Raw genomic sequence first — 13,986 nt, 5'->3', positions numbered from 1 at the left:
TTGGGTGAGATGTGTGTAGTTCATTATGCAATTTCGACTGGCCGGTCAAAAAGGCACAAATGCTATCGCATCTTGCCCTCATTAACCGGTACCGTTCATAAATTGCACTTCATCCTAGAATTCGCCCGATTAAATAAAATATGAAATATGAAATTTGAAACACGATTTTAGGCAAAATACTAAGAAAGACTTGTCAGCGATATGAAGCGTCTTGTGCTTATGTATCTTGGATTCCAGCCACATCACTGTAATTTGGTTCAGAGCGCTTGTATTTCCGAATGTCCTAGCCCCTGATTTGCCAATCAGGAACCTGTTCTGCAATAGTATCCTCCGGATACTTTAGCCCCGTTGATTTTTGACTTCGTGACTTTGATTCAAAATGACGATTTGCGTGGCTATCGAAGGCAAACCTTTAAGCGGCTTTGAACTACTTTTTATGACTTTGTGGGAGATTTAAAATGCTCGAACTCAGACCCAACTGCGAATGCTGTGACACCGACCTTCATGCTGATTCTACCGACGCCAGAATTTGTACCTTTGAATGTACTTTTTGCGCGACCTGTTCTGAAGAAATACTTCATAATATCTGCCCCAATTGCGGTGGCGAGTTACTGCAAAGACCCAGGCGTCCATTAACTAAACTGCAGTCATCGCCGGCATCTACAAAGCGGGTATACAACCCTGAGTTGCAGAAAAAATTTCGTCAAAATTAGAGAGCAAGAAGTGAAATATTAGCCAGTTCTCATCAGATTTTTTGCTGTTTTTGTGAATTCGAATGACAAGAAAAACGTCTGATAAGAATTCTTATACCCGATCTAAATGCGTTCTTCGTGGCGCGCTGCCCCAGTGCCCCAATGCCCCAATGTATGTTTTCAATTTCATCATCATGGCATGAGCCAACGAGGGCTAATTCATTGGGTGTTATTGTGCCCAGCTTGAATCACTCAAATGTTCGTCCATGGCTTTCTCGGGTGCACATTCTTTTGAAAAGTAAGCGCCTGCCATTCCGCCACTTTTGCCGCGGCGCTGGTATTCGCCAAGATAGTAATTTTGCGCATTTGTTTTTGCGATGGAATCGGGAACTCCCAGTATTTTTGCTGCACGATAATTTCTTTGTACTGCCTGGCATTCAGTTTTTGCTTCATCGTATTCGCCGCGTACATGCATACTTTCATGAGTCAAAATATTGAGGCTGACGATCTCTTCTCGATTTGCTTTATCGGGATGATCCAGATAAGCACCCAGACGTTTGCACCATGGATACTGGAAAACAATGTACCCGGTTTTTGGATCTGCATGGCCTGCGGCCAAATAGTTGGTGTCGAGAAAGGTATCAAAGATGGTGTTGCAGTGCACCTTGGCGGGGTGAAAATCAGCGATTTCGGTGGCCTTCACCGAGAGGAATCGTTCAAAACGCCAGTCCTGAAATGGTGTCCAGGCAAATGCTAAAGTAAGACTCGTGTAGAGCACTAAAAGGGGTATTGATATATTTTTAGAAAGAGGTCGATCGTAACCTGTCGGCGTGATAATCGTGCTGAACAATTCGCGTAGTCCCATCCAACAAAAAAACAAGGAGCCGACTAGCCAAAGCATATTTTGCTCTCCCTTATTCAGTTTTCTGGGGGAATTTGATTATAGAACTTTGCGTGAATTTCAGCGACGATATTAATTGATATGTAAAAAGTATGAATAAGTGACTATATTCATATTTGACATATGATTATTTGCAAGGCAAAGTAAGCCATTATTACTTTATTGCTCAATATTGCTCAAGATTGCTCAATGTTGAGCAAAGCTAAAACAGGAGTCACACATGCCCGTCTATCGTTCACGTACTACCACCCATGGCCGCAATATGGCAGGTGCACGCGCTTTATGGCGCGCCACCGGCATGAAAGATGGTGATTTCGATAAACCTATCGTTGCCGTCGTAAATTCTTTTACGCAATTTGTACCAGGTCACGTGCATTTAAAAGATCTAGGGCAAATGGTTGCACGTGAAATTGAAGCTGCTGGTGGCGTTGCTAAAGAATTTAATACTATTGCGGTGGATGACGGTATCGCGATGGGACACGGTGGGATGTTGTATTCGTTGCCATCAAGAGAATTGATCGCAGATTCGGTTGAATACATGGTCAATGCGCATTGTGCTGATGCGATGGTGTGTATCTCTAATTGCGACAAAATTACGCCTGGCATGTTAATGGCGGCAATGCGCTTGAATATTCCGGTGGTGTTCGTCTCGGGTGGTCCGATGGAAGCGGGTAAGGTATTAGAAACGCTACATCCCAAACAAACTGGCGAACAAAAAATCATGAAAATCGATTTGGTCGATGCCATGATTAAAGCGGGTGACAGTAAAGTCAGCGATGAAGAAATAGGACGTATAGAACGCTCTGCCTGCCCAACTTGCGGGTCATGTTCGGGCATGTTTACGGCCAACTCCATGAATTGTCTGACTGAAGCATTGGGTTTGTCTTTACCAGGAAATGGCACCATTTTGGCTACGCATGCTGATCGTAAAGAATTGTTTTTGCGCGCAGGTCGCCTGATTGTGGAATTGGCTAAACGTCATTACGAACAAGATGATTATTCAGTCTTGCCACGTACCATTGCGAACAAGGCGACCTTTGAAAATGCCATGGCGTTGGATGTGTCGATGGGGGGCTCAACAAATACAGTCCTGCATTTGCTGGCGGCAGCGCATGAAGCAGGTGTTGATTTTACGATGGCGGATATTGACCGAATTTCGCGCAAGGTGCCGTGTCTGTGTAAGGTCGCGCCAATGACAGATAAATACCACATTGAAGATGTGCACCGTGCTGGTGGCATTATTTCTATTTTGGGTGAATTGGCGCGTGCTGGCTTGTTGGACACCTCCAGACCGACAGTGCATAGCGCTAGTATGGCTGACGCGATTGCACAAAATGACATCGCCGTATCGAATGATGAAGCGGTAAAAACACTGTTTTTAGCGGCACCTGGTGGCGTGCCGACGCAAACTGCATTTTCGCAAAATAAACGTTTTGATAGCCTTGATACGGACCGGGTTGCGGGTTGTATTCGCGATAAAGCGCACGCCTATTCACAAGATGGTGGTTTGGCTGTGTTATACGGCAATCTGGCAGAAAAAGGTTGTATTGTGAAAACCGCTGGTGTCGATGAAAGCATTTTGAAGTTCACCGGTAAAGCGCGCGTATTTGAAAGCCAGGATGCGGCCGTGGAAGCGATTTTGGGCGATACGGTACATGAAGGCGATGTCGTGATTATCCGTTACGAGGGGCCCAAAGGCGGACCAGGTATGCAAGAGATGCTGTACCCGACTTCGTATATCAAATCCAAAGGTTTAGGCAAAGCGTGCGCTCTATTTACTGACGGTCGTTTCTCGGGTGGATCATCCGGTTTGGTGATTGGTCATGCATCACCAGAAGCCGCGGAAGGCGGTGCGATCGGATTGGTGGAAGAGGGCGATATCATTGAAATCGATATCCCTGAGCGCCGTATTCATTTGAAGGTTACCGATGCTGTTTTGGCTGCACGACGTGTTGCGATGGATGCCCGTGGCGACGATGCTTGGCAACCTGTAAATCGTGATCGCTATGTATCTCAGGCCTTACAAGCCTATGCCGCATTGGCCACCTCGGCGGATCGCGGTGCAGTAAGGGATATTACGCAATTGAAACGGAAATAAGTCTTGGCGTTGTAGCTGTCGTCAACCTTCTCCCTTGACCGGGAGAAGGTGAGGAATGGGCAGCTTGAGCAATGGAATATAAGTTCGCCAGGACGGTGAAAACCTTTGTTGATGCCATTTTTTGAAAAAATTGGCTATTACACACCCGCCTTACAAAAAATCTCCTGCAAAGTCTGCTTCTCGTCGGACAGGTGTAAGCCTCCAAGCCAGAGCGTAAAACCCGCGTGTGATGTCCTTAATTGCCCGTATGGAGCGGTCTCGTGCTCGATATTAGAGCTAAGTGTCAAGCAAACCAGTAAGTTTTTCGCAGGTCGTTTATACTTCTCGTTTTGGTGATACACTTTTTTATCATCTTTACCATTTTTAATTCCAACAGCATCCTCTTTCAGGCGTACCGTATTGCACTTTTGTCAGTGCGCTGGCGACCAAAAGGCCTGTTAAAAAAAGAATTCGCGAGAACAGTATGTCAAGCAACAACCCACCTGCTGAAAATAATGCGCAGGTTTTGGAATTTGTCGATTCCTGCCAATTACCTACCACTTGGGCCAATTTTCGGATGCATGCGTTCGTCGAGCCTGCAACGGGAAAAGAACACATTGCTTTGACGCTGGGTGACGTTGCTGATGGTGAGCCCGTATTGGCGCGCATTCATTCTGAATGTTTGACGGGAGACGCCTTGTTTAGTCAGCGTTGTGATTGTGGTCCGCAATTGGAAATGGCACTGCAAAAAATTGCCCTGGAAGGACGTGGCGTTTTATTGTATTTGCGACAGGAAGGTCGCGGCATTGGCTTGCTCAACAAAGTGCGAGCCTATCATTTGCAAGATGGCGGTGCTGATACTGTTGAGGCCAATCAATTATTAGGATTTGCAGCAGATTTGCGCAATTATGGGCTATGCGACCCTATGCTTAAGCATCTTGGGGTGCATTCTTTGCGTTTAATGACGAACAATCCACGCAAGCTGGCGGCAATGGCAGGCCTGAATGTGAATGTGGCAGAACATGTGCCGTTGATTATCGAACGTAATCAATACAATAATCGTTATCTCAATACCAAAGCGAGTAAGTTAGGACATTTGATTCAGCCCGATTTGTAAACTATGTCGTATTTAAAAAGCAGAAAAATTTGAACTGACCCCATTAGCTGGTCGGTTTAATTCCGGGGCTGATTGGGGTTGATCGGGGCTGATTGCGTTTGATTGCGTTTGATTGCGTTTGATTTAATACGCGTCGACATTTTCTTGCAATGCGTTAAATTCCTTACTCGCTTCCGCTAAGACCCCATCCAGCGATTCCTGCGTCAGGCCGAGACTTTCCCAGGAAAGGAAGGTGATTTCTGGCGTGCTGTGATCTGGTGCGCCAGTAATATTCAGGGCATGAGTAATGCCATTCGCGACGTGGACGATGGTTGCCAGAAATCCCAGGCTTGGTTTTTCAGGCTGATGATGCCCGGCGATGGCGTTGGTCATTTGTTCAGAGAAATTCCATTGTCGTGCAAGCGCCTCCCCGACTGCGGCGTGGTTTATCCCGATGACCTGTCTTTCAGCCTCGTACTGAGTGCATTGATGCTCTGCTTGCCAGGCGATGACTTGTTCATAATCGCTACTATGATAAGTCACTAACACAAGGGTACCGATGTCATGCAATAAGCCTGCGGTAAAGGCGACATCCTGATTGCAATTTAAACGACGTGCCAATAATTTGGCAACAATTGCGACCACATTTGAATGTTTCCAAAAATCTTTATGACTGAAACCCCGACAGTTATTTTCTGGAAAACAACCAGTCAAAGAGGCTGTAACAATAATCTGGCGTACGGTATCGAGACCAAGTAAGGAAATCGCCTGTTGTATCGTCGTCACCTTGATCATCGTAGAGTAATACGCCGAATTGGCATAGCGCAAAGTTTTTGCCGTTAATGCAATATCATGTGTGACTTTTCTGGCCAACTCATGGGTATCAACATTTTCTTTGTCGATATTATTGAGGATTTCCATCACCACGGCGGGTAAGGTCGGTAAATCTTTTACTTCTTCGACGATTTGTTGTATCGCAATGATCGACATGTCTTGCTCCTTGATTTGCGCATTTTGTGCTTTTTTGACTGATGAATTTGAATATCATTTGTCGCATGTCTTAGTATTGCCTAAAACGCGCGTCAGGAATGCGATGTTCGATGTTTTTGTAGTTTTTATACCATGTTGTTGATGGCGTGTTGCAGAGAATGCAGTGGGTGCAGTGGGTGCAGTGTGATGCGGGCGGTATCCCGGGTGACAGCAAGTGCCAGAGAGTGTCGGTGAGTGCCGCCTTCGGGGTGAGATTAAACTTTTGAATCGATGCGCTTCTCGCTGATGCTGATTTTTGCGCGCTCTAACATATCAATGGCTGCCGGCCCCCGCAATAAGGTTACGGCAACGGCAAGGGCATCAATGTAGGTCAGATGTGCCAGGCGAGATGTCATCGGGGTATAGATATCGGGATCTTCTTCGACATCGACGCTGATATGGACATCGGCATAGTCTGCTAAAGCGCCACCACTCGCGCACAATACCAGAACTTTAGCACCTGCTTGTTTTGCGAGTTGCACGCTATTGATGAGGTCGCGCGTCCGACCAGTGCGTGAAAAGGCGACAACAACGCAATCACTATTGAGCAGAGAGGCGGACTGCGCTTGTAAATGGGCATCGCAAAATACGGTGGTTGGAATGCCGAAACGGAAAAATTTGAGTTGCGCGTCAATCGCTAGCGCACCCGAATAGCCGAGGCCGTAACATTCAATACGTCGCGCGCGCGCCAATAAATTGACAGCAGCTTCAAAGCTTGCAGTATTCGCGTTATTGCGGGCCTCCATCAAAGTGGCGATGGTACGATCAAAGACTTTGGGGAGGACGTCGCGTACATGGTCGGCTTGATTGACGTCTAAATGCAGGTAAGGAATGCCAGTTGCCAAACTTTTGGCGAATGCGAGTTTGAAGCTTTTAAATCCATCAAAACCCAGACTTTGTGAGAAGCGTGCCACGGTTGGTTCGCTGACATCACATGCTTGGGCGAGCACGCGAATTGACATTTCGAGTGCGTCGTGCGGCTTTTGCAATAAAAATTCCGCGACCTGACGTTCTGCGCGACTTAAGGCTGTACTCGCTGTACGAATACGTGCCAAAAGCCCTTTCTCAGAAGGCGATGCTGATTTGGTGTCAGAAAAAGGATTAGCCATAGTGTACGTTTCGCGATCAGGACTGGTTCATAAAATAAGCGGCTCTATACAATGATGTACCAGCCCTGATGTGTTTGTTGATGCAAACTCACTGTCAACGACAATCGTAATCAAGGGCACCAAAAAACATCAATGGCGCAACTTGCTTCGCGGATGAGTGCGGCTACAGGCAAATTTTCTTGTAGCGCGTTTTCTAACACTTGTCGTTTTTCAGCGCCAGTAATGACCAGCCAGATCCGTTCCGTATTGAGCAAGCGTGGCAAGGATAATGACATGCGGCTCTGACGCGTTTGCGGGTGCACGGCTGCCAGACAAGTCAAATGATCATGCTGCGTGGGGGCTCCGGGAAACAAAGACGCAATATGACCATCCGCTCCCATCCCTAACAACACCGCACTAAATGGATGCGGTAGTTGTGTTTGGAGGCGATCGTCAATCGCGTCTGTCGCAACCTCAGGCGAGGTGCTGGCGTTTTTTAAAGAAACCAGTGTCCAGCTTTTTTGTGGCCCTGATTGCTGCAGGCTGCGACGGAATAAACCTTCATTGCTTTGTTGGTCAGCATCGCTGACCCAACGTTCATCGGTGGCAACCAGTTTGATCGGGTTTTGATTTTTGGCTTGAACAAGTAAAGTGTCGAGTCGTTGATAGATAGGTGCCGGTGTGGAACCTCCTGCTAACGCAAAACTTGATCCCGTCGGTGATGATTGAATAATACTTAACCACTGCTGGCTAAGTGCATCCGTAAGGTCACTGAAATTGTCGAATGTATGATAATTCATGTTAGCCATTGTCGATTAATTCTCTACGTATTCTTCGCCCCACGCTGCACCGTGTTGCGCAAGTAAAAAGCTTGACGCAGAAGGTCCCCAACTGCCGGCGATGTATGATTTTAAGCCTTCGTGATCGTTCTGCCATGCACTCATAATAGGGTCAATCCATGCCCACGCAGCACCTAATTCATCGTCACGTACGAAGAGTGTCAGATCGCCATGCATAGCGTCCAGTAACAGTCGTTCATAGGATTCAACGCGGCGAGAATTCGATGCTTCGGCAAAATCCAGATTCAATGCGACATCAGACAACCGGATGCCTTCGCCTGGTTCCTTTGCTTTCATAAACAATTGCACGCTTTCTTCAGGTTGTAGCGAAATGACCAGGCGATTGGATCGCATAGGGCCTTGTGCCTGACCAAAAATTGAGTACGGAATTGGTTTGAAATTGATCGTGATTTCTGCACTGCGTGTCGCCATGCGTTTGCCGGTGCGCAGATAAAATGGTACGCCAGCCCAACGCCAGTTATCGATTTCGGCGCGGATTGCGACAAATGTTTCGGTACGGGTTGCTGCTGGAACGCCAGGTTCCGCTTGATAACCGATGACTGGCTGGCCGTCCACGGCACCAGCGCGATATTGGCCGCGTACCGTTTTTTTGCTGACTTCGTCCGGTGTAAATTTATGCAGGGCGCGTAACACTTTTACTTTTTCATCGCGAATTGCATCCGGATTGGCATTCACCGGTGGTTCCATGGCGACGATGGAAACCAATTGCAATAAATGGTTTTGTACCATATCGCGCAAAGCACCAGTGTGGTCATAAAAGTCACCACGAGATTCAACACCAACTTGTTCTGAAATAGAAATTTGTACATCCTGAACCCAAGAGCGGTTCCACAAGGGTTCGAGGAATGAATTGGCAAAACGCAGTGCCAATAAGTTTTGCACCATTTCTTTACCAAGGTAATGATCAATACGATAGATTTGATTTTCGTTCAAATAAGTTCGCAATGATTGATTGATTTCTTTCGCCGATTGCGCATCGCGGCCGAGCGGTTTTTCGACCACAACACGGGCATTACCTTCAACTAATCCGTGTTTGGATAATTGTTCCACCACCGGAATAAAAATATCTGGCCCGGTTGCCAGATAAAACAATGTGGCGTTGGTTTCAGAAGTATTGAGTGATGACTTTAATGCTTCGAAATCTTCCGGTACCCGCGCATCAATTTTGGTGTAATGGGTTAGTTCCAGGAATGCAGCGACTTTCTCAGACGTAGAGCCACTTACTTTTGCAGCATATTCAGCAACACTGCTGCCAACTCGTGAACGATAATCTTCGTCGGTCAAACGTTCACGCGCAGCACCGATAAATTTGAAATCTTTATCTAGCCTGCCATTGACAAATGCGCTGTATAACGCGGGAATGATCTTGCGCTTTGCCAGATCGCCTGTGCCGCCAAATAAGACAAAAGTGGTCATGCTGACTCCGTGATGTTTTTCGAGTTTTCTATTCCGAATTTAATTTTCAACGTGTCCAAATGCAGCGGGAAGGGAACCGGTTTATTTGTTCACGTTTTATTCAAATTCCTTGAAGGTACGCTTTAAAAGTAAGAAATTTAAATTTTCGAGCAATTTAATTATGCCAGAAAAACTTCAAAAATGTAGTTTCATTACGATAAATTTGATTGTTTTGCATAAAAAAACAGCTTTTTAATAAAATTCTGAAAGTTTGTTACGGAAACTTCCTGAATTATGCTATCTTTCACGCTATCGAATAAGTATCTTTGACACGCTTTATTATTTCAGCCCATCAGGGTAACAGGTGAGTTTATGACGACATCTCCTTCCGTAGCGCTGCATCCGGTAATCAACCAGGTGACCCAGCGTATTATCGAGCGCAGCAAACATCTTCGCAGCGCTTATCTTTCTCAGTTAGAAAAAATGCGTGGTCGCGGTCCGCGCCGGGCAAGTTTGTCTTGCGCTAACCAGGCGCATGCGAATGCCGCCATGGATAGCGGGACAAAAATCTGGCTCAATCAGGCACAAAAGCCCAATATCGGGATCGTGACAGCTTACAACGATATGTTGTCAGCACATCAACCTTACGAATCGTATCCGCAGCAAATCCGTCAAACTGCATTGCGCTTTGGTGCCACTGCGCAGGTAGCCGGTGCCGTGCCAGCGATGTGTGACGGTGTAACACAAGGGCGTCCAGGCATGGAGCTCTCTTTGTTTTCACGCGATGTAATTGCGCAAGCCACGGCAGTTGCGCTCACGCATGATGCATTTGATGCCACACTTTGCCTTGGTATTTGCGACAAAATCGTCCCGGGCTTATTGATTGGCGCATTGGCGTTTGGTCATTTGCCGACCATCTTTGTTCCAGCTGGCCCTATGGGTTCTGGTTTGTCGAACAAAGAAAAAGCCGCAGTACGGGAACGTTACGCGCAAGGTAAAGCGACCAAAGAAGAATTGCTGGCGGCTGAGAGCGCTGCTTATCACAGCGCCGGTACATGTACATTTTATGGCACTGCGAATAGTAATCAGATGCTACTCGAAGCGATGGGCTTACATTTGCCAGGCGCCGCATTTGTACATCCATCTGATCCTTTGCGTGGAGTATTGACCGATGCAGCGGTTGAGCGCGTTCTTCAAATGACGGAGCAGAGTGGTAATTACAAACCGATCGGTCAGCTAGTCAATGAAAAAACCATCGTTAATGCTGTTATCGCATTATTGGCAACAGGTGGCTCTACGAATCATACGATCCATTGGATCGCAGTAGCGCGTGCCGCTGGCATTTTGATTGATTGGCAGGATTTTGATGAGTTGTCCGCCGTCATTCCATTGTTGACGCGGATTTATCCAAATGGTTCGGCAGACGTTAACGCGTTTGAAGAGGCGGGCGGCCCGACGTTTGTCATCCGTGAATTGTTGTCCGCTGGGCTGATGCATGGCGATGTGATGACAGTGTACGGTGACCACGGACTGCATTCACATACGGCGCGCCCTGTATTGACTGAAACTAATCAGGTTCAATGGCAAGCTTTGCCGGCGCAATCAACCGATACGTCCGTTGTACGTAACGTGACTGAGCCATTTGCTGCGACTGGTGGTCTGCGTTTATTGCAAGGCAATCTCGGTCGTGCGATCGTTAAAGCCTCCGCGGTACCGGAAGAAGCATGGATAGTGAAGGCTCCTGCCAAGATATTTGAATCCCAGGATGCCCTGGTGAAAGCATACAAGGCCGGTGAGCTCAATATGGATTTTGTCGCCGTGGTGATTTTCCAGGGTCCAAAGGCCAATGGTATGCCAGAGTTGCATCAGTTCACGCCAATTTTGGGGAGTTTGATGTCGGCCGGTTATAAAGTCGCTTTGGTAACGGACGGTCGCATGTCTGGGGCTTCTGGTCGCATTCCGGCGGCGTTGCACGTGAGCCCGGAAGTGGCGCAAGGTGGTCCATTAGGGAAGGTACGTGATGGCGATTTAGTTGAACTCAATGTCCATACGGGTGAGTTGCGTGCCTTGGTTGATGAGCAAGAGTGGGATCAGCGTGCGGTCAGAGAATTGAGTAAAGAACCAACCTTTGGCTATGGTCGTGATTTGTTTGCTGCGCAACGCCGCGTCGTTACTGCACCAGAACACGGTGCATCAACGCTGTTTATTGATTAATTACTGAATAATTTTGGAGACATTACTATGAGTTTCAGCAAGCAAAGCATCATCACACAACTTGAACAACTGCGCGTATTGCCAATTCTGGTGACGGATGATGTTGATCAAGCGATTCGCTGCGTAACAACTCTCGCTGAAAATGGTTTGCCAGCAGTCGAAATTACATTGCGCACACCAAATGCGATGACTGTCTTACGCGAAGTCGTCAAAGCCTGCCCAACTGTGACGGTCGGCGCAGGTACTATTTTGACGCAAGCACAATTGGATGCTGTTAAAGAAACCGGTGCGGCGTTTGGCATTAGCCCTGGCATCACACCAGCGTTGGCGAAAGCGGCTGCGGAATCTGGCTTGCCCTATTTCCCTGGCGTCGGCGGCGCGAGTGATTTGATGCTGGCTTTGGAACATGGGTTTGACGTGGTAAAGCTGTTCCCTTCCGATATCGTTGGTAGCACCAAAATGGCAAAGGCCTTGGGTGGTCCATTCCCGGATGTACGTTTCTGTTTGACGGGTGGTGTGACCGTGGAATCAACCCCAAGCTTGCTGCAACAATTTAATGTTTTGTGTGTTGGTGGTTCTTGGATGTGCCCTGCGTCGCTGATTAATGCGGGCGACTGGACTGCAATCGCTCAACTTGCAGCCGCAGCAGCACAGGCCGCGAAGAAGTAATTTATTCGGGAATATACTAGGGTGGAGTATTTTAAGAGACGCCAGTTTTTATATGGATATATGCCAGTATAAATGGCCATACTCCCTCTTTTTCGCAAATAATCAAAATTTCAAAGTGTAAAAGCAAGATCATGGCTACTTCTGTTTCCCGTACTCCGCTCTGGTGTTTGTTGCAGCAACGTGCAACGAATTTACCTAATTTGAAAGAATTATTTCGTGCTGATCCACAGCGCTTCACGCATTTTTCGGCGTCAGCATGTGGCATTCTGCTCGATTATTCTAAGCAGCGCATTGATACGACTGCGAAACTGAATTTGCTGGCATTAGCACGGCAACAGGATGTGGAATCGCGACGCGATGCCATGTTGCGTGGTGAGGCAATTAATCACACAGAAAACCGAGCTGTCTTGCATACGGTCTTGCGCTTGCCTAAAGGCGAATCATTTGATTTGAATGGTGTCAACATCGCTGCCGATGTGCACCAGGTGTTAGCGCAAATGCGCACTTTTAGCGATGCTGTGCGTGAAGGTCGTTGGCTCGGTTATACCGGCAAGGCGATTCGCACTATCGTAAATATTGGTATTGGCGGTTCTGATCTCGGGCCACAAATGGCTTGCATCGCTCTGGCGCCATGGTCGCAAAAAAATCTGTCCTTGCATTTTGTCTCCAACGTAGATGGTCGTCATGTAGCCGATGCGCTTGCCAACGCGGACCCTGAAACCACCTTGTTCGTGGTGGCCTCAAAAACCTTTACGACCATGGAAACCCTGACCAATGCGCGTACTGCCCGCGACTGGATGTTGGCGCATGGTTGTCCTGTGGATCAAATTCGTCAGCATTTTGTGGCCTTGAGTACGAATGTGAAAGCCGCTTCAGAATTCGGGATTGCCCCTGAAAACGTATTCCCATTCTGGAACTGGGCCGGGGGGCGTTACTCGATGTGGAGTGCGATCGGCCTGTCGATTGCGTTGTATGTCGGAGCAGATCGTTTTGAAGAAATGTTGGCCGGCGCACATGAAATGGATTTGCATTTTGCGCAGGCGCCTTTAGAACAAAATTTACCTGTATTGATGGCCTTGATCGGGGTGTGGAATATCAACTTCCTTGGCCTGCAAGCGTTGTCCATCGCTCCTTATCATCAGCGAATGACCCGTCTGCCAGCGTATTTGCAGCAATTGGAAATGGAAAGCAACGGTAAGTCTGTCACGCGTGAAGGTCATCGGGTTGATTACACGACGTCCCCTATTTTATTTGGTGAGGCGGGTACCAACGGGCAGCACGCGTATTTCCAATTACTGCATCAAGGTGCAACGATTATTCCGACGGATTTCATTGTCGTTGCAGATGATGATGCTGGTTTGCCGGGTCACAATCAAGCCTTGCTGGCGAATTGTTTTGCACAATCCAAAGCGATGGCATGGGGAAAAAGTCTGGATGAAGTGCGCGCTGAATTGGGCGACTTGCCAGAGAAAATGCTGGCGCCACGCGTGTTTGAAGGCAATCGTCCAACCTCAACAGTATTGCTCAACGAACTGACACCACGTTCACTCGGTGCCTTGATCGCTTTGTATGAACATAAAGTGTTTGTACAGTCGGTAATTTGGGATATCAATGCGTTTGATCAATGGGGTGTTGAATTAGGTAAGTCATTGGCGCAGCAATTGATCAGTCTTGACCCCGCAGCCGTCAAAGAAGAATACGATAGCTCGACGAAAGGTTTGCTCTTGGCTGTCAAGCGCAGTCAAAAATATAAAAACGCAGCATAGTGTCAATCAGTTGTAGCTGTCGGCGATTGATGTAGAAAAATATCATCACACTGAAGTTCTGGCATCAAAAGGTAGTCTGAAAAAACTACCTTTTGAGACTGTGCTCGTCTTGCTCGTCGTGCTCCTCTTGTTCGTTTGTTGCTGCCGTGTGAATTGTTGTATGTAAGCCTCATGTCAATTCCTTGTTTTATCCTGTTTT

At 47.4% G+C, this 13,986-nt stretch carries 11 protein-coding genes; 6 read left to right on the top strand and 5 right to left on the bottom strand.

All coding sequences use genetic code 11. From position 1 onward, the window contains the following. Nucleotides 1–458 precede the first annotated feature (458 nt). Nucleotides 459–713, top strand: a complete 255-nt coding sequence (locus tag ACO0K1_RS16260) for a DUF1272 domain-containing protein (protein WP_423027589.1) — start codon at nucleotides 459–461, stop codon at nucleotides 711–713. Between the two features lie 208 nt (nucleotides 714–921). On the opposite strand, the gene ACO0K1_RS16255 is transcribed toward ACO0K1_RS16260, so the two are convergent. Continuing rightward, nucleotides 922–1,593 carry a hypothetical protein gene (locus tag ACO0K1_RS16255; RefSeq protein ID WP_423027587.1) on the bottom strand — a complete coding sequence of 224 codons (672 nt, stop codon included), beginning with the start codon at nucleotides 1,591–1,593 and terminating at the stop codon, nucleotides 922–924. A 220-nt stretch (nucleotides 1,594–1,813) separates the two neighbouring features. On the opposite strand from ACO0K1_RS16255, the gene ilvD reads away from it, so the two are divergent. Both ilvD and ribA read left to right on the top strand, forming a co-directional pair. Next, complete coding sequence (gene ilvD, locus ACO0K1_RS16250; RefSeq protein ID WP_423027585.1) at nucleotides 1,814–3,691, top strand: dihydroxy-acid dehydratase; 1,878 nt, start codon at nucleotides 1,814–1,816, stop codon at nucleotides 3,689–3,691. A gap of 463 nt (nucleotides 3,692–4,154) precedes the next feature. Then, nucleotides 4,155–4,787, top strand: a complete 633-nt coding sequence (gene ribA / locus ACO0K1_RS16245) for a GTP cyclohydrolase II (protein ID WP_423027583.1) — start codon at nucleotides 4,155–4,157, stop codon at nucleotides 4,785–4,787. A gap of 123 nt (nucleotides 4,788–4,910) precedes the next feature. Here ribA and ACO0K1_RS16240 read toward each other — a convergent pair whose 3' ends face one another. The 4 genes from ACO0K1_RS16240 to zwf all read right to left on the bottom strand — a co-directional run bounded on the left by ACO0K1_RS16240 (nucleotide 4,911) and on the right by zwf (nucleotide 9,159). Beyond that, nucleotides 4,911–5,756, bottom strand: coding sequence for an HDOD domain-containing protein (locus ACO0K1_RS16240; protein WP_423027581.1), 846 nt, complete (start codon nucleotides 5,754–5,756; stop codon nucleotides 4,911–4,913). A gap of 254 nt (nucleotides 5,757–6,010) precedes the next feature. After that, complete coding sequence (locus ACO0K1_RS16235; RefSeq protein WP_423027579.1) at nucleotides 6,011–6,904, bottom strand: SIS domain-containing protein; 894 nt, start codon at nucleotides 6,902–6,904, stop codon at nucleotides 6,011–6,013. 110 nt (nucleotides 6,905–7,014) lie between these two features. After that, nucleotides 7,015–7,683: a 6-phosphogluconolactonase gene (locus tag ACO0K1_RS16230; RefSeq protein WP_423027577.1), complete on the bottom strand. Its 669-nt coding sequence runs from the start codon at nucleotides 7,681–7,683 to the stop codon at nucleotides 7,015–7,017. 15 nt (nucleotides 7,684–7,698) lie between these two features. After that, complete coding sequence (zwf, locus tag ACO0K1_RS16225) at nucleotides 7,699–9,159, bottom strand: glucose-6-phosphate dehydrogenase (RefSeq protein WP_423027575.1); 1,461 nt, start codon at nucleotides 9,157–9,159, stop codon at nucleotides 7,699–7,701. Between the two features lie 351 nt (nucleotides 9,160–9,510). On the opposite strand from zwf, the gene edd reads away from it, so the two are divergent. From edd to pgi, 3 genes are all read left to right on the top strand, one after another. Then, the gene (gene edd / locus ACO0K1_RS16220) at nucleotides 9,511–11,352 is read left to right on the top strand and encodes a phosphogluconate dehydratase (RefSeq protein ID WP_423027573.1); all 1,842 of its coding nucleotides are present in this window, start codon (nucleotides 9,511–9,513) and stop codon (nucleotides 11,350–11,352) included. Nucleotides 11,353–11,379: 27 nt separating this feature from the next. Next, the gene (gene eda / locus ACO0K1_RS16215) at nucleotides 11,380–12,021 is read left to right on the top strand and encodes a bifunctional 4-hydroxy-2-oxoglutarate aldolase/2-dehydro-3-deoxy-phosphogluconate aldolase (protein WP_423027571.1); all 642 of its coding nucleotides are present in this window, start codon (nucleotides 11,380–11,382) and stop codon (nucleotides 12,019–12,021) included. Nucleotides 12,022–12,152: 131 nt separating this feature from the next. Further along, a complete protein-coding gene (gene pgi / locus ACO0K1_RS16210; protein WP_423027569.1) occupies nucleotides 12,153–13,787 on the top strand; it encodes a glucose-6-phosphate isomerase in 1,635 nt (544 codons plus the stop codon). Nucleotides 13,788–13,986 lie beyond the last annotated feature (199 nt).

This window comes from Undibacterium sp. SXout20W (assembly GCF_049340285.1).
Lineage (GTDB): Bacteria > Pseudomonadota > Gammaproteobacteria > Burkholderiales > Burkholderiaceae_D > Undibacterium.
The sequence above is the reverse complement of the archived record's forward strand: the minus strand, read 5'-3'. Positions and strand labels throughout refer to the sequence as shown.

What these genes read in the sequence shown, in the direction of transcription:
- ribA (WP_423027583.1), top strand. Translation starts at nt 4,155, where the DNA reads ATGTCAAGCAACAACCCACCTGCTGAAAATAATGCGCAGGTTTTGGAA.
- ACO0K1_RS16260 (WP_423027589.1), top strand. Translation starts at nt 459, where the DNA reads ATGCTCGAACTCAGACCCAACTGCGAATGCTGTGACACCGACCTTCAT.
- ilvD (WP_423027585.1), top strand. Translation starts at nt 1,814, where the DNA reads ATGCCCGTCTATCGTTCACGTACTACCACCCATGGCCGCAATATGGCA.
- ACO0K1_RS16235 (WP_423027579.1), bottom strand. Translation starts at nt 6,904, where the DNA reads ATGGCTAATCCTTTTTCTGACACCAAATCAGCATCGCCTTCTGAGAAA.
- pgi (WP_423027569.1), top strand. Translation starts at nt 12,153, where the DNA reads ATGGCTACTTCTGTTTCCCGTACTCCGCTCTGGTGTTTGTTGCAGCAA.
- zwf (WP_423027575.1), bottom strand. Translation starts at nt 9,159, where the DNA reads ATGACCACTTTTGTCTTATTTGGCGGCACAGGCGATCTGGCAAAGCGC.
- ACO0K1_RS16230 (WP_423027577.1), bottom strand. Translation starts at nt 7,683, where the DNA reads ATGAATTATCATACATTCGACAATTTCAGTGACCTTACGGATGCACTT.
- ACO0K1_RS16240 (WP_423027581.1), bottom strand. Translation starts at nt 5,756, where the DNA reads ATGTCGATCATTGCGATACAACAAATCGTCGAAGAAGTAAAAGATTTA.
- edd (WP_423027573.1), top strand. Translation starts at nt 9,511, where the DNA reads ATGACGACATCTCCTTCCGTAGCGCTGCATCCGGTAATCAACCAGGTG.
- eda (WP_423027571.1), top strand. Translation starts at nt 11,380, where the DNA reads ATGAGTTTCAGCAAGCAAAGCATCATCACACAACTTGAACAACTGCGC.
- ACO0K1_RS16255 (WP_423027587.1), bottom strand. Translation starts at nt 1,593, where the DNA reads ATGCTTTGGCTAGTCGGCTCCTTGTTTTTTTGTTGGATGGGACTACGC.